15 protein-coding genes are annotated in these 15378 nt (G+C 69.3%); 10 read left to right on the top strand and 5 right to left on the bottom strand.

Annotated features, from left to right (window positions below; genetic code table 11):
• Position 1: 1 nt before the first annotated feature.
• The 4 genes from EJP67_RS21230 to EJP67_RS21245 are packed head-to-tail and all read left to right on the top strand — an operon-like array spanning position 2 to position 5046.
• A complete protein-coding gene (locus EJP67_RS21230; protein WP_126023681.1) occupies positions 2 to 1384 on the top strand; it encodes a DUF1254 domain-containing protein in 1383 nt (460 codons plus the stop codon).
• Between the two features lie 3 nt (positions 1385 to 1387).
• Complete coding sequence (locus EJP67_RS21235; RefSeq protein ID WP_126023682.1) at positions 1388 to 2731, top strand: DUF1254 domain-containing protein; 1344 nt, start codon at positions 1388 to 1390, stop codon at positions 2729 to 2731.
• Positions 2728 to 3999, top strand: a complete 1272-nt coding sequence (locus EJP67_RS21240) for an alkyl sulfatase dimerization domain-containing protein (protein ID WP_126023683.1) — start codon at positions 2728 to 2730, stop codon at positions 3997 to 3999. Before EJP67_RS21235 ends, EJP67_RS21240 begins: the two co-directional genes overlap by 4 nt.
• Positions 4000 to 4044: 45 nt before the next feature.
• Positions 4045 to 5046 carry a Bug family tripartite tricarboxylate transporter substrate binding protein gene (locus EJP67_RS21245; RefSeq protein ID WP_240650737.1) on the top strand — a complete coding sequence of 334 codons (1002 nt, stop codon included), beginning with the start codon at positions 4045 to 4047 and terminating at the stop codon, positions 5044 to 5046.
• A 19-nt stretch (positions 5047 to 5065) separates the two neighbouring features.
• Here the strand turns inward: EJP67_RS21245 and ruvA are convergent, their stop codons facing one another.
• On the bottom strand, positions 5066 to 5638 hold the full coding sequence (gene ruvA / locus EJP67_RS21250) for a Holliday junction branch migration protein RuvA (protein WP_126023684.1): 573 nt from the start codon (positions 5636 to 5638) through the stop codon (positions 5066 to 5068).
• Between the two features lie 169 nt (positions 5639 to 5807).
• Here ruvA and EJP67_RS21255 point away from each other — a divergent pair, with 169 nt between their 5' ends.
• On the top strand, positions 5808 to 6755 hold the full coding sequence (locus tag EJP67_RS21255) for a PhoH family protein (protein ID WP_126023685.1): 948 nt from the start codon (positions 5808 to 5810) through the stop codon (positions 6753 to 6755).
• A 1-nt stretch (position 6756) separates the two neighbouring features.
• Positions 6757 to 7224 (top strand): rRNA maturation RNase YbeY, encoded by a 468-nt coding sequence (gene ybeY / locus EJP67_RS21260; protein WP_126023686.1) that lies wholly within the window; start codon positions 6757 to 6759, stop codon positions 7222 to 7224.
• 16 nt (positions 7225 to 7240) lie between these two features.
• On the opposite strand, the gene dtd is transcribed toward ybeY, so the two are convergent.
• Together dtd and EJP67_RS21270 are read right to left on the bottom strand one after the other, a co-directional pair.
• Complete coding sequence (gene dtd, locus EJP67_RS21265) at positions 7241 to 7684, bottom strand: D-aminoacyl-tRNA deacylase (RefSeq protein WP_126023687.1); 444 nt, start codon at positions 7682 to 7684, stop codon at positions 7241 to 7243.
• A complete protein-coding gene (locus tag EJP67_RS21270; RefSeq protein ID WP_126023688.1) occupies positions 7681 to 8598 on the bottom strand; it encodes a cation diffusion facilitator family transporter in 918 nt (305 codons plus the stop codon). The genes dtd and EJP67_RS21270 overlap by 4 nt, the downstream gene beginning before the upstream one ends.
• Before the next feature lie 153 nt (positions 8599 to 8751).
• On the opposite strand from EJP67_RS21270, the gene EJP67_RS21275 reads away from it, so the two are divergent.
• Positions 8752 to 9360 (top strand): FecR family protein, encoded by a 609-nt coding sequence (locus tag EJP67_RS21275; RefSeq protein WP_126023689.1) that lies wholly within the window; start codon positions 8752 to 8754, stop codon positions 9358 to 9360.
• Between the two features lie 11 nt (positions 9361 to 9371).
• Positions 9372 to 9992, top strand: a complete 621-nt coding sequence (locus tag EJP67_RS21280; RefSeq protein WP_126023690.1) for an OmpA family protein — start codon at positions 9372 to 9374, stop codon at positions 9990 to 9992.
• A 40-nt stretch (positions 9993 to 10032) separates the two neighbouring features.
• Here the strand turns inward: EJP67_RS21280 and tyrS are convergent, their stop codons facing one another.
• Positions 10033 to 11241 (bottom strand): tyrosine--tRNA ligase, encoded by a 1209-nt coding sequence (gene tyrS, locus EJP67_RS21285; protein WP_126023691.1) that lies wholly within the window; start codon positions 11239 to 11241, stop codon positions 10033 to 10035.
• 184 nt (positions 11242 to 11425) lie between these two features.
• Between tyrS and EJP67_RS21290 the strand changes: the two genes are divergently transcribed.
• Positions 11426 to 12772, top strand: a complete 1347-nt coding sequence (locus EJP67_RS21290; protein WP_126023692.1) for a M23 family metallopeptidase — start codon at positions 11426 to 11428, stop codon at positions 12770 to 12772.
• Between the two features lie 10 nt (positions 12773 to 12782).
• Positions 12783 to 13913 (top strand): anhydro-N-acetylmuramic acid kinase, encoded by a 1131-nt coding sequence (locus EJP67_RS21295; protein WP_126023693.1) that lies wholly within the window; start codon positions 12783 to 12785, stop codon positions 13911 to 13913.
• Positions 13914 to 13918: 5 nt separating this feature from the next.
• Here EJP67_RS21295 and mdtD read toward each other — a convergent pair whose 3' ends face one another.
• On the bottom strand, positions 13919 to 15346 hold the full coding sequence (gene mdtD / locus EJP67_RS21300) for a multidrug transporter subunit MdtD (protein ID WP_126023694.1): 1428 nt from the start codon (positions 15344 to 15346) through the stop codon (positions 13919 to 13921).
• Positions 15347 to 15378 lie beyond the last annotated feature (32 nt).

Genomic DNA, 15378 nt, shown 5'->3' on the forward strand with positions numbered 1-15378 from the left:
GATGACCGCTCCCGATTCCACCGTCACTGCCGCGCGCAAGGCGCTGGCCCGCTCCATCGGCCTGGCCGCCTTCGTCTACGGCTATCCGCTCACCGAGACCTACCGCACCTGCGCGATGCAGACCGCGCCCCGGGGCGAGCGCCGCACCGGCGCCTCGCACGGTTCGGACGTGCGCGCGCCGGTGAACACGCTGCATCACGCGCCGCGCCCGTCCACAGATGAGGACCGCGACGTGGTGACGCCGGCCAACGACCTGCTCTACACCATCGCCTGGGTGCACCTGGCGCAGGGGCCGATGCTGCTGACCGTGCCCGCGTCGTCGCGCCACCCGGGCCGCTACTTCGTGCTGCCGCTGTACGACGCCTACACCGAGAACTTCGAGAACCTGGGCCCGCGCAACTGCAACCCGGAGGGCGAAACCGTGGTACTCGTCGGCCCGGGCGGCACGGTACCGCCGCAGCTCGCGGGCCATCGCGTGGTGCGCTGCCCGACCGATCTCGTCTGGCTGATCGGCCGCATCCTGGTCGGCGACGAGAGCGACTGGCCCGCCGCGCGCGCGCTGCAATCGGAGATCAAACTGGAGCCCGCCCCCGGCACGGTGCCGCAGGGCCGCCCCTCCGCCATCGAGCACTGGGCCGGCCCGCCGGTGGATGCCATGGCCGCCGCCTTCGAGAACGGCGAGCCGGCCGCGCAGGTGGCGCCGCGCTTCTTCACCAACATGTGCCTGGAGCTCGCGGAGGCGCCGGGCCGCGTGGAAGACCGGGCGCTGGTGGCCTGGTTCGGTCAGGCAGGGCTGCGGCCGGACGCCGCCTTCTCTTGGGACACGCTGGACGAGCCCGCGCGCGAAGGGCTGATCGAAGGTTTTGCCGAAGGCGTGCAGCTGGTAGGTGCCGCGGGCCGCAACCGCCGCCCCAAGCCCTGGTCGATGACGCCTTCCACCGGCCGCTACGGCAACGAGTTCCTCGGCCGCGCCCGCACCGCCTACCTGGGCCTGGGCGCGCTGGCCACCAGCGAGGCGGTGTACGCCGCCGCGCACTACGACGAGAAGCAGGAACCGCTGGACGGCCAGCGCAGCTACACGATGCGCTTCGAGGCCGATGACCTGCCGCCCGCGGACGCCTTCTGGTCGGTGACGCTCTACGACGCCGACCGTTTCCTCTACCCCAACGAGATCAAACGACATGCGATCGGCGACCGCACGCCCGGACTGAAGCGCGCGGCCGACGGCAGCCTGGAGCTCAGCCTGAGCCACGCACGCCCTGCCGACACATCCAACTGGCTGCCCGCGCCGGCCGGCCGCTTCTACCTGATCCTGCGCATGTACTACCCGCGCGAAGGCGTGCAGAGCTGGCGCATTCCCGCCCTGCAGGCGCGGGAGGCCTGAGCGATGCAGACGACAACCATCGACGACGAACTGCGCACGCTGGCCGAGGAGGCCGTCGTCTACGCCTTTCCGCTCTACGAGATGAGCCGCATGCGCGCCGCCACCTCGCCGCAACGCACCGACAGCGCCGGCGAAGCGCCCAAGCCCCATCGCTGGTGCAACGTGTTCACCCACGCGCGCCAGCTGCTGGGCGCGGGCAAGAGCCGCGTGGTGACGCCGAACAACGACACGCTCTACACCAACGCATGGCTGGACCTGGGCGACGGCCCGCTGGTGATCGACGTGCCCGACACGGCCGGGCGCTACTACGTGCTGGGCCTGCTGGACTTCTACACGAACCCCTTCGCGCACATCGGCCAGCGGCTCACGGGCACGGCCGCGCGCTCCTTCCTCGTCACGCCTCCGGGCTGGCGCGGAGAAGTGCCGGCCGCGTTCGCGCAACCCGGCTCGCACATTGAGGCGCCGACGCGCTGGCTGTGGGTCATCGGCCGCATCCTGGTCGACGGACCGGGCGATGTGCCCGCAGTCAATGCGCTGCAGGATGGCTTCGTCGTGCGCACGCTCGGCGACTGGCGGGCCGGCAAGGCGGCATCGATGCCGAAGCACTTCGACCCGGCCTGCGACCCGAAGGCGCCGCTGGGCGCCGAGCACTTCGCCACCCAGGTGAACCGCGCGCTGCGCGAGAACCTGCCGCCCGCGCGCGATGCCGCGCTGCTCGCCCGCTTCACGCGGCTCGGGCTGGGCCCCGATGCCGGCAATCCCGACGAAACGCAGCTCGGCCTGCTGCAGGACGCGCTCGATGCCGTGCTGCCGCGCCTGCGCAATGCGCAGTCGGGCACCACGGCGCCTTCGGGCTGGGTGCAGATGCCGCTGGTCGAAGGCAGCTTCGGCGACGACCACCTGGCGCGCGCGCTGGTCGCGCTCAAGTACATCGGCATGCTCGAGAGCCGCGAGGCGACCTATCCGCTGGCCTGGCACGACGCCACGGGGCGCAAGCTCGACGGCAGCGGCCGCTACACACTGCGCTTCGCGCCGGGCGCGCTGCCGCCGGTCGAAGCCTTCTGGTCGCTCACGATGTACGACAGCCGCGACTACATGCTGGTGGACAACCCCATCGACCGCTACGCCATCGGCGACCGCACGCCGGCGCTGCGCCGCGATGCGGACGGCGGGCTCACGCTGCACATCCAGCATGCGAGCCCCGAGGGCGAGACCGCGCAGGCGAACTGGCTGCCGGCGCCCGCCGGCGATTTCTATCTGTGCCTGCGCGCCTATGTGCCGCGCGAGGAAATGCTGGACGGCCGCTATGCGCTGCCGGCGCTGGTGCGTATCGGGGAGGCCGCATGAGCACCAACAACGGTACGGGCAACACTGAACAGGAAAAGCCCTTCCTCATCGTCGGCACGGGCACCGAGACGGTTGCGCCGGGGCTGCACATCCTGCGCGGGCAGGGGCAGTCCTTCGTGGCCGAGACCGATGCCGGCCTCGTGGTGATCGACGCCGGGCCAGGCGGCGCGGTGACGCAGGGCATGATCGACGCGGTGCGCCAGCTCAGCAACGCGCCGCTGCATGCGCTGTGCTTCAGCCACGGGCACGTGGGCTACAACTCCGGCGTGCCGATGTGGCTCGCGCATGCCGCGCAGCGCGGGGATGCGCCGCCGCGCGTCATCGCGCACCGCAACGTGCCGAAGCGCCATGCGCGCTACCGCGAGACCGAGGCGCTGCAGCACCGCATGGCGGAGATCCAGTTCAACCGGCCCGCCGGCTTCTTCGACCACCGGCTCGCCATGCATCCGCCCACGGAGACCTTCGACGACCGGCTGCAGATCGGCCAGGGCGACAGCCGCATCGAGCTGCGCTGGGCACCTTCGGAGACCGACGACGCGATCGCGCTGTGGAGCCCGTCACAGCGCGTGCTGTACGGCGGCGCGGCGCTGATCGACTCGATTCCCAACATCGGCACGCCGTTTCGCACGATGCGCGACACGGTGCGCTGGGCCGACACGCTCGAAGCGCTCGCCGCGCTCGGTGCGCGCAAGGCGGTGCGCGAGTTCGGCGCCACGCTCGAAGGCGAGGAGCAGGTGCGGCACGTGCTCACGCACACCGCGCGCGCGCTGCGCTGGCTGCGCGCCGAGGTCGTGCGGCTGATGAACGAGGGGCACAACGAGCGCGGCGTGCTGGCGCGCATGCGCTTTCCCGACGAGCTGTTCGGCGTCGAGTGGATGAAGCCCACCTATGGCGACCCCGGCTACATCGTGCGCGACATCTACCGCTCGGAGAACGGCTGGTGGGACCGCAACCCGACCTCGCTGCATCCCGAGGCGCCCGAGACCATCGGCCGGGCCGTGGCGGAGGCCATCACCGACAAGCGCGGCGTGATCGTGCGGGCGTGCGGCTTCGCGAAGGAAGGCCGCTGGCAGCTCGCGCTGCACGTGATCGACCTGCTGGCCACGGCCGAGGGCGACGCGCCCGAGATCGTGGAGGCGCGCTCGCTGAAGGCCGAATGGCTGCGCGAGCGCGCGCGGCAGGTGCCGAGTTACGTCTCGCGCAACCTGTATCGCGTGGGCGCGGACATGATCGAGCAGGGAACGCAGGCGCGCTTCGGCATCCACTGACAAACAGGTAGATAGATAGAGAGTAGAGAGACCAGGAGACAAGACATGAGAAGCACAACACTCCTCCGACGCCATCTGCGCACCCTGGCCGTGGGGGCGCTCGCGGCATGGGCCGCAGCCTCCGGCCATGCGCAGGGCAGTGCCGACGCGTATCCCGACAAGCCGGTGACGCTGATCGTGCCGACGGCGGCAGCGGGCGGCACCGACACCATCTCGCGGCTGATCGCGGATGCGCTCTCCAAGTCGCTGAAGCAGCCCTTCATCATCGACAACCGCCCGGGCGCCAACGGCATCCTCGGCACCGAACTCGCGGCGCGCGCCACGCCCGACGGCTACAAGCTGCTGTTCACCTACGCGGCGGCGATGGTGGTGAACCCCAGCCTCTACAGGAAGCTGCCCTACGACCCGCTGAAGGACTTCGCGCCCGTGGCGCAGATCGGGCGCGGCGGCAACCTGCTGCTTGTGCGGCCGGACCTGCCGGTGAAGACGCTCAAGGAATTCGTCGCCTATGCCAAGGCCCGCCCCGGCAAGCTCAACTATTGCTCGTGGGGCAGCGGCTCCGGCGGCCACCTCGCGATGGAGAGCCTCAAGAAGCAGGCCGGCCTGTCGATGACGCACGTGCCCTACAAGGGCAGCGGCCCCTGCGTGCAGGACCTGATGGGCGGGCAGGTGGATGCGGCCTTCGCCGACATGTCGTCCACGGTGGAACTGGTGCGCGCCGGGCGCCTGAAGGCGCTGGCCAACAGCGGCCCCTCGCGCGTCCCGATGCTGCCCGACGTGCCGACGATGACCGAGGCCGGCTACCCCTTCGGCAATTACTCGTGGTACGGCGTGCTGGCGCCCGCGAAGACGCCGCCGGCCATCGTGAAGAAGCTCAACGCGGCGGTGAACCAGGTGCTGAAGGACCCGGCCGTGGTGCAGCGGCTGCGCGAACTGAACTTCACCGACCTGCCGCAGAACACGCCCGAGCAGTTCGCCGCGACGATGCAGAAGGACCTGCACGACTGGAGCGTGCTGGTGAAGGACATCGGGCTCACGCTGGAGTGAAGCCCCGGCCGCGCCGGCCTTACTTGGCCAGCGACTTCAGCGCCAGCTTGATGCCCTCGCTCACCGCCACATCCTTGGGCAGTGCCTTCAGCGCGAGCGCGGCTTCCTTGTCGCTGTAGCCCAGCGCGACCAGCGCCTGCAGGATGTCGGCCTGCGCGTCGGAGGCGGCGTGCGCCGGCAGGCCGATGTCGGCGCCGAGCTTGCCCTTGAGCTCCAGCAGGAGCCGCTCGGCCGTCTTCTTGCCGATGCCCGGGATCTTCACCAGCCGGCCCAGCTCCTGCGTGGTGATCGCCTGCGAGAGCTCGCCCACGCTCATGCCCGAGAGCAGGCCCAGCGCGGTGCGCGGGCCCACGCCGGTGATCTTGATGAGCTGGCGGAAGGCGGCGCGCTCTTCCGCCGTGCCGAAGCCGTAGAGAATCTGCGCGTCCTCGCGCACGACGAAGTGCGTGAGCAGCGACACCTTGGTGCCGACGTTCGGCAGGTTGTAGAACGTGCTCATCGGCACGTCGACCTCGTAGCCGACGCCGTTGCAGTCCACCACCACCTGCGGCGGATTGCGCTCCGCCAGAATGCCGGTCAGTTTGCCTATCATTGGCTCCCCCCCGTTGCTTGCTCACTTCGTGTAGCCGCTTCCCCCCTCAAGGGGGCAACACCGGCGGCCCGGCAAAGCCGGTTCCGCGGTGTTCCCCGCCTTGGACTGCGTTTTTTCGAGCGTGGCTGGTCTTGCATAGGGCTGCCGATTAGATGGAAATGGATACCGCGTGATTCTGCGACACACCTTTACCCCACTGAACAATTCGCGCCTCAGCCACCTGTGCGGCCCTCTGGACGCGCACCTGCGCCGCATCGAGGACGCGCTGGGCGTGAAGATCGCGCACCGCCACGAGCAGTTCAAGGTCGACGGCCCCAAGGCCCCCGCGCAGCGGGCCATGGACGTGCTGCAGGCGCTGTACGAGATCGCCCAGCGGCCTATAGACGCTGCGGTGGTGCAGCTCACGCTTGCCGGCGACGGCGGCATGCTCGAAGGCGACGAGGACGTGGCGATGCTCGTCACCCGCCGCGGCGACCTGCGCCCGCGCACACCCACGCAGGCCATCTACCTCGACAACATCGCCAAGCACGACATCACCTTCGGCATCGGCCCGGCCGGCACCGGCAAGACCTACCTGGCGGTGGCCTGCGCGGTCGACGCGCTGGAGCGCGCTGCGGTGCAGCGCATCGTGTTGACCCGCCCGGCGGTGGAAGCGGGCGAGCGGCTGGGCTTCCTGCCCGGCGACCTGACGCAGAAGGTCGACCCCTACCTGCGGCCGCTGTACGACGCGCTCTACGACCTGATGGGTTTCGAGAAGGTGCAGAAGGCCTTCGAGCGCAACGCGCTGGAGATCGCGCCGCTGGCCTTCATGCGCGGGCGTACGCTGAACAACGCCTTCGTGATCCTCGACGAGGCGCAGAACACCACGCCGGAGCAGATGAAGATGTTCCTCACGCGCATCGGCTTCGGCGCGCGCGCGGTGGTGACGGGCGACGTGAGCCAGATCGACCTGCAGAAGAATCAGCTGAGCGGCCTGATCGACGCCGAGCGCGTGCTCAAGCGGGTGAACGGCATCGCGATGACGCACTTCACCAGCGCGGACGTGGTGCGCCACCCGCTGGTGGCGAAGATCGTCGATGCCTACGACGGCCAGCGCAAGCGCGCGGGAGGCCACTGAGATGGCGGCATCGAAGCTCCCGGCGCTTTCGCTCTCGCTGCAGTTCGGCCGCTTCAAGGGCGTGGAGCGCCATCGCGCCGCGCTGCCGCGCCACAGCGTGACGCGCTGGATACGCCATGCACTCGACATCGACGGCGAGATCACGGTGCGCATCGTCGATGCCGACGAAGGCCAGCGCCTGAACCGCGAATTCCGCGGCAAGGACTACGCGACCAACGTGCTCACCTTCGACTATGCGCAGGGCCCCGTCGTGATGGCCGACCTGGTGCTGTGCGCGCCGGTGGTCGCGCGCGAGGCGAAGGAAAACCGCAAGACGCTGGCCGACCACTACGCCCACCTGCTGGTGCACGGCGCGCTGCATGCGCAGGGCTGGGACCACGAGACCAGCGAGGCCGACGCCGACGAGATGGAGGCGTACGAGATCGAGATCCTCGCGGGGCTGGGCATCCGCAGCCCCTACGGCAAGTAGATAGCAGGCTGCGGCGCTACGCCGTCATCTGCAGCGGGATGGTGACCGGCCCGTCGTTGAGCAGGTGCACCTGCATGTCGGCGCCGAATTCGCCGGTGGCCACCACCGGGTGCGCGGCGCGGGCCTGCGCCACGAAGTATTCGTAGAGGCGCCGGCCTTCGTCGGGCGGCGCGGCCTGGATGAAGCTGGGGCGGTTGCCGGCGCTCGCATCGGCCGCCAGCGTGAACTGGCTCACCACCAGCAAACCGCCGCCGATGTCCTGCACGCTGCGGTTCATCTTGCCGGCCTCGTCCGCAAAGATGCGCAGCTTGAGGATCTTGGCGAGCATGCGGTCGGCGAGCGCGTCGACGTCGCCGCGCTCGGCGCACAGCAGCACCAGCAGGCCCGCATCGATGGCGCCGACGGTGCGGCCGGAAATGTCTACGCGGGCATTCGCCACGCGCTGGAGAACGGCTTTCATAGGGGGTGATGTTCGCCGGCCTGGGTGGCGCGGGCTTCCATGGTCAGGGGCAACAGCTGGATGGTGACGCGCAGGCCGGGCACGGCGTCCATGAGCGCCTGCTCGAGTTCGTCGCGCATGCTGGCGGCGTGCTGCAGCGTCCAGTCGCCGGGTACGTGCATGTGCAGGTCGGCAAAGCGGCGCTGGCCGGCGCTGCGCGTGACCATGTCGTCGAAGCGCAGCCGCCTGCCTTCGGGCACGCGGGTAGCGAAGGCGTCGATGGTGGCGCGCACGGTGGCGAGGGTCTCGGGGTCGAGGGCCTTGTCCATCAGGCCCTGCGAGGAGCGCCACACCAGCTTGACGCCCTCGCGGGCGATGTTCAGCGCGACGCCGATGGCCAGCACAGGGTCGAGCCAGAGCCAGCCGGTGAGCATCACGCCGACGATGCCGACCAGCACGGCGGCGGAGGTCCAGACGTCGGCCATCAGGTGGCGGCCGTCGGCCTCCAGGGCGATCGAGCGGTGGGCGCGCGCCGCGCGGAACAGCAGGAAGGCCAGCCCCGCGTTGAAGCCCGAGCTGAGCACCGACAGCGCCAGGCCCCAGCCCAGCTGCTCCAGCGGCTGGGGCGACAGCAGGCGCTGCACCGAAACCCAGAGGATGGCGACGGCGGCCCCGACGATCAGGATGCCTTCGAAGCCCGAGGAGAAATATTCGGCCTTGTGGTGGCCATAGGGGTGGCCGTCGTCGGCCGGCCGCTCGGCGATGGTCACCATGGCCAGCGCGAAGACGGCGCTCGCGAGGTTCACGAAGGACTCCATGGCGTCCGAGATCAGGCCCATGGAATTCGTCATGTAGCCGGCCAATCCCTTGAGCGCGATCGTGATCAAAGCCACGGCAACCGAGGCGCGCAGCAGCGTCTTAGGGGTAAACATCATGCAAATGCCATCAGGAATGGAGCAGGAAGCAACGCGAAAAGCGGTAAAAGACCGCAGAAACAGCCTGAATTATCGGCCTCGTGTCCATATGTAACGCCTTCGCATTAATAATGTTTGGCAAACGTTGCGCAACTGTTATTCGCAGAGAGCCAGATGATGAAAAACCTCGTGACCGCCCTCGGCGGCCTCGCCATCGCGGGAGCCGCCATGCTGGCGCAGGCCCAGACGCCGCCGGCCGCACCCGCGGCCTCCCCCGCGACTGTTCCCGCTCCGGCACCTGCTCCCGCTCCAGCAGCACCTGCTCCCGCTCCAGCAGCGCCTGCTCCCGCAGCAGCCGTGCCGGCTCCAGTGCCTGCCGCTGCCGCTGCCAAGGCCGATCTCCAGGCCGGCTTCGTGAAGTCGGTGCGCGGCAACGTCCAGCTGCTCAACGGCGCGGGCGCCGCCCGCACCGCCAGCCCCGGTGACGCGCTGGGCGCCGTGGACCGCATCGTGACCGGCCCCGACTCCTCCGCCGCCGTGGTGCTGCGCGACGACACGACGCTGGTGGTCGGCCCCTCGTCGCGGCTCGATCTCAAGGAATTCCATTTCGACGGCACCACGCGCGAGGGCGGCATCCTGCTGTCGCTGCTGCGCGGCTCGATGCGCATGATCACCGGCCTCATCGGCAAGACCAACCCCGACGCGGTTCGGGTCGAGACGCAGACCGCCACCATCGGCATACGCGGCACCGACTTCATCGTGCAAGCCGACGGCCAGCCATGATGAAGACGCAGATGCCGAAACCCCAATCCTCCCGTTTCCCCTCCCTTCTCGCGGCGACGCTGGCCGCAGCGCTTCTGGCCGCCTGCTCCACGCCCGGCACGCGTGTGGTGCTGCTGCCGCAGGCCGACGGCAGGCCCTCGGCGGTGGTGGTTCGCGCCAAGGACGGCGAGGAAGTGCTCTCCACGCCCTACCAGCGCGCCACGGCCGCGGTCGGCGCCAAGGGCGCACCGGTGGTCGACAACGTCGATCCGGCCAAGGTGCAGGCGGAGAACAAGCCGCTGTTCGACATGCGCCCGCCCCCGCCGCAGCGCTACACGGTGTACTTCGAACTCGGCGGCACCACGCTGACGGCGGCGTCGCAGCAGATCATGAGCGAGGCGCTGGCGGCGGCGCTGGCGCGCAGCGGCGGCGACATCGTGGTCACCGGCCACACCGACACCAAGGGCAACGGCGACCAGAACGACGAGCTGTCGCGCCGCCGGGCGCAGGAAGTGGCCCAGCTCTTCGTGGAGCGCCAGTTCCCGGCCAACCGCATCGAGGCCGTGGGCCGCGGCGAACGAGACCTCGCCATCCAGACCGCCGACGACGTGGACGAGCCGCGCAACCGGCGCGTCACCATCGAGGTCCGCTAATTAGATATAGAGGGATCGAGCAGGTCGCCCCGGAGGGCGATCAGCTCAGGGTCACGCGGGCGAACTTGCGCCTGCCGACCTGTACCACGTAGGTGCCCGTGGGCAGCTTCAGCGCCTTGTCGCTGACCACTACGGAGTCGACTCGCACGCCGCCGCCGTCGATCAGACGGTTGCCTTCCGAAGTCGAGGGCGCGAGATTCGCCTGCTTGAGCACCTGGGCAATGCCCAGCGGTGCGCCCGACAGCGACACCTCCGGAATCTCGTCCGGCACGCCGCCCTTGCTGCGGTTGATGAAGTCCTGCTCGGCCGCATCGGCCGCCGCCGCGCTGTGGAAGCGGGTGGTGATTTCCTTGGCCAGCGCGACCTTGGCGTCCTTCGGGTTGCGCCCGCCCTCCACCTCGGCCTTCAGCGCCGCGATCTGCTCCAGCGACTGGAAGCTCAGCAGGGTGTACCAGCGCCACATCAGGTCGTCGGAGATCGACAGCACCTTGGCGAACATGGTGTTGGCGTCTTCGCTGATGCCGATGTAGTTGTTCTTGCTCTTGGACATCTTCTCGACGCCGTCGAGCCCTTCCAGCAGCGGCATAGTGAGGATGCACTGCGGTTCCTGGCCGTATTCCTGCTGGAGATGGCGGCCGACGAGCAGGTTGAACTTCTGGTCGGTGCCGCCCAGCTCCAGGTCGCTCTTGAGCGCGACCGAGTCGTAGCCCTGCATCAGCGGGTACAGGAATTCGTGCACCGAGATCGACTGGCCGGCCTTGAAGCGCTTGTTGAAATCGTCGCGCTCCATCATCCGGGCCACCGTGTACTTGGCGGCCAGCTGGATCATGCCGCGGGCACCCAGGGGGTCGCTCCATTCGGAGTTGTAGCGGATCTCGGTCTTCTCGGGGTCCAGCACAAGGCTGGCCTGCTTGTAGTAGGTCTGGGCGTTGGCCTCGATCTGCTCGCGGGTGAGCGGCGGGCGGGTGCTGTTGCGGCCGGAGGGGTCGCCGATGGTGGTGGTGAAGTCGCCGATCAGGAAGATCACCCGGTGGCCCAGGTCCTGCAGCTGGCGCATCTTGTTGAGCACCACGGTGTGGCCGACGTGGATGTCCGGCGCGGTGGGGTCCAGGCCCAGCTTGATGCGCAGCGGGGTTCCGGTGGCTTCGGAGCGCTGGAGCTTGCGCACCCATTCGTCCTGCGGCAGCAGCTCGTCGGCGCCCCGGAGGGAGATTTCGAGCGCGCGTCCTACACTATTCGAGAGGCTCATGGATGTAACAGAATCGGCCTTTACGGGCTTTTTTAGCTGATTTTTGGGGTGCCGAAGCTATACTCAGCCCGACTTTTCTAGCGCCGAATTCTAAGCGGCGCTCTTTCCGCACCGTCTCCTGCCGCCCTGAACGTTACTGGGCCTTGCAGCACGGACCTGCAGAACCTGAGCTGGAATTCATAGTTTGATCAACGGCATCCTTGCCGCCGAGGAGCTTCTCGCTTCCCGCGTGGCTTACACATTCCGGACGTACCCCAGGCAGATCACCGCGATCATCGCGGGCGCGCTGCTGAGCGCCGGCACCCTCGCGGTGGCCTCCCTGGGCCCCGACGCATCCGACCTCCCCGTCCACCAGATCCTCGAAGCCACGGCGCCCGTCTCGTTCGCCGACCAGAGCGAATCGCTCGAGAACTTCAGCTTCACCCTCTTCCGCACCGACGTCACCCGCTCCAGCGACACGGCCGATGCGCTCATGAAGCGCCTGGGCATCTCCGACCCGGCCGCCACCGCCTTCGTGCGCGGCAGCGTCGAGGCCCGTAACGCGCTCTTCTCGCGCGCCGGCCGTACCGTGACGGCCGAGGCCACGCAGGAAAACCAGCTCAAGAAGCTCAGCGCCCGCTGGATTCCCGACGGCGACGGCGGCTTCAAGCGCTTCGTCATCGAGCGCACGCCCACCGGCTTCTCGGGCGTCACCGAGCGCGATTCGCTCACCCCCGGCACGCGCCTGGCGAGCGGCACCATCCGCACCTCGCTCTTCGCCGCCACCGACGACTCGCGCATCCCCGACGCAGTGGCCAGCCAGCTCGCGGACATCTTCGCGGGCGACGTCGACGTGCGCAACCTGCGCAAGGGCGACCGCTTCGCCGTGGTGTACGAGACCTTCGAAGCCGACGGGCAGGCACTGCGCAGCGGCCGCGTGCTGTCGGCCGAGTTCGAGAACAACGGCAAGATCCACCAGGCCGTCTGGTTCCAGCCCCCCGGCGCGGGCCAGAAGGGCAGCTACTACCGCCCGAACGGCGACAGCCTGCGCAAGGCCTACCTGGCGACGCCGGTCGAGTTCTCGCGCGTGTCCAGCGGCTTCGCGATGCGCATGCATCCGATCCTGAACAGCTGGCGCCAGCACAACGGCATCGACTACGCAGCGCCCACCGGCACCTCGGTGCGCTCGGTCGGCGACGGCACGGTCGACTTCGCCGGCACGCAGAACGGCTACGGCAACATCGTCATCATCAACCACCGCAACAACCAGCAGACGGCATACGCTCACCTGAGCCGCATCGACGTCAAGGCCGGCCAAGCGGTGAGCCAGGGCCAGACGGTCGGCGCGGTGGGCTCCACCGGCTGGGCCACTGGCCCGCACCTGCACTTCGAATTCCGCGTGGGCGGCGTCTACCAGGACCCAGCCTCCATCGCACAGGAAGGCGGTGCTCCGATCACCGCTGCCATGCGTCCTGCCTTCGAGCGCGTTGCCGTGGGCGCGCGCACCGAGCTGGCCGCGGCCTTCTCCGTCATTCAGGCCAGCGCCGACTGACCTCCCGGCGATGGCGGCCGAGGAGCTTTTCATCGGCCTCATGTCGGGCACCTCGCTCGACGGCGTCGATGGCGTGCTCGCCGACTTTTCGGGCGGCCGCATCGCGGTCAAGTCCTACGCCACAGCCCAGTTTCCGGTGGCATTGCGCGCCGAGCTGCTGGCGCTGAACACGCCGGGCGACAACGAACTCCACCGCGCGGCACTGGCCGGCAACGGCCTGGCCCGCGCCTACGCCGGCGTCGTCGCCCAGCTGCTGGCCGACAGCGGCACCGATGCCGGCGCGATCACCGCCATCGGCGCGCACGGCCAGACCGTGCGGCACCGGCCGCTCGAGTTCGACGAAGTCGGCTACACGCTGCAGATCAACAACCCCTCGCTGCTGGCCGAGCTGAGCGGCATCGACGTGGTGGCCGACTTCCGCAGCCGCGACCTCGCGGCCGGCGGCCAAGGTGCACCGCTGGTGCCGGCATTCCACCGCGCGCTGTTCGGCAGGCCAGACGAGACGGTTGCGGTGCTGAACATCGGAGGCATTTCCAACCTGAGCCTGCTGCCGGCCACCAACCGGCCGGCAGGCGCGCCCACGGTGCTCGGCTTCGACTGCGGCCCCGGCAACGCGCTGATGGACCACTGGTGCCAGGCCCATCAGGGCCAGCCCTTCGACCGCGGCGGCCAGTGGGCGGCCAGTGGAAAGGTGCTGCCCGGCCTGCTCGCGCAGCTCCTGGCCGACCCGTATTTCGCCCGGACCCCGCCCAAGAGCACCGGCCGCGACCTGTTCAACCCCGCCTGGCTGGCCGCGCAGCTCGGCACCGCGGCCATGGCGCCCGAAGACGTACAGGCCACGCTGGCCGAACTGACCGCGCATGCCTGCGCGGCGGACCTCAAGAGCTACGGAAAAGATAGCAAGCTGCTGATCGTCTGCGGCGGCGGCGCGCTGAACGACCACCTGCTCGCCCGGATGCGCGCCCTGCTGCCAGGCGTGACGGTCGCGGCTTCCACCGATCACGGGCTGCCGCCCCTGCAGGTCGAGGCCGCCGCCTTCGCCTGGCTTGCCGGCGCAACGGTGCGCCGCGAGCCGGGCAACCTCGCCAGCGTGACCGGCGCGCGCGGCGCTCGGGTGCTGGGCGCGATCTACCCCGCCTGACCCGATCAGCCCTGGCCGGAAACCTCCGGCTGCGCCGGGTGCGGCGCACGCACCTCCGAGGGCAGATGCCAGAAGATGAGCGCGGAAGCGATCGTGATGAGCCCCATGGTCGCAAAAGTCGCCTGGAAGGCATCCAGCGTATGGGCCGGCGTGTCGGTGCCGAAGACACCGTTGTAGCCCGCCAGCACCGCGCCCGCGGCGGCCACGCCCATGCTCATCGCGAGCATCTGCACCATCGACAGCAGGCTGTTGCCGCTGCTGGCCGTGCTGCCGTCCATGTCCTTCAGCGTGATGGTGTTCATGGCCGTGAACTGCAGCGAATTGACCGCGCCGAAGGCCAGCAGCTGCAGCACGTGCAGCGCCATCGGCTGGCCCGGCGCCGTGAGCCCGAAACTGGCCATGGTGCAGCCGACGAGGATGGTGTTGACCACCAGCACCTTGCGGTACCCATGGCGGGTGATCAACGGCGTGGCGAAGCGCTTCATGGCCATGCCGGCCAGCGCGATCGGCAGCATCATCAGCCCGGCGTGCACCGGCGAGTAGCCCATCGACACCTGCAGCAGCAGCGGCACCAGGAAGGGCATGCAACTGCTGCCCAGCCGCGAGAACAGGTTGCCGATCAGGCCGATGCTGAGCGTGGGCACATGGAAGAGCGAGGGCGCGAACAGCGGCTCGGGCGTGCGCGCGGCGCGCAGCCAGTAGCCGGCGATGCTCGCGAAGCCGAAGATCAGCACCACCATCACCCCGCCCTGGCGCAGGCCCACGCCGTCGAGCGCGAGCGAAATCGCCACCATGCCGAAGGCCAGCATCGCGTAGCCCACGCTGTCGAAGCGCTTGAGCGCCGCGCCCCGCAGGTCGGGCATGTACTTCAGCGTAGCGATGCAACCGGCCAGCCCCACGGGCACGTTGATCAGGAAGATCCAGTGCCAGGAGGCGTACTGCACCAGCCACCCGCCCAGCGTGGGGCCCAGCAGGGGCCCGATCAGCCCCGGGATGGCCACGAAACTCATCGCCTGGAGAAACTCCCCGCGCGGCACCGTGCGCAGCAGCGACAGCCGCCCGACAGGCAGCAGCAGCGCTCCGCCGAGCCCCTGCACCACCCGCGCCGCCACCAGCTGGCCCAGGCTGTGCGACAGCGCGCACAGCACCGAGCCCAGCGCGAACAGCACGATGGCCGAAAAGAAGATGCGCCGGGTGCCGAAGCGGTCGGCGATCCAGCCCGAGGCGGGGATCAGCATCGCCATGGTGAGCGCGTAGGCCACCACCACCGACTGCATGCGCAGCGGGCTTTCGCCCAGGCTCGCGGCCATCGCGGGCAGCGCCGTGTTGATGATGGTGGCGTCGAGCGTCTGCATGAAGAAGCCGACGGCCACGAGCCACAGCAGGCTCCTGCGAACGGGTTGATCGGCGGGCTCAGCCTCGGGAGTCGTCATGGCGCGAAAGGAAACGGGAACGAAAAAGCCGC

It is taken from the genome of Variovorax guangxiensis (genome assembly GCF_003952165.1).
Taxonomy (GTDB): domain Bacteria; phylum Pseudomonadota; class Gammaproteobacteria; order Burkholderiales; family Burkholderiaceae_C; genus Variovorax; species Variovorax guangxiensis.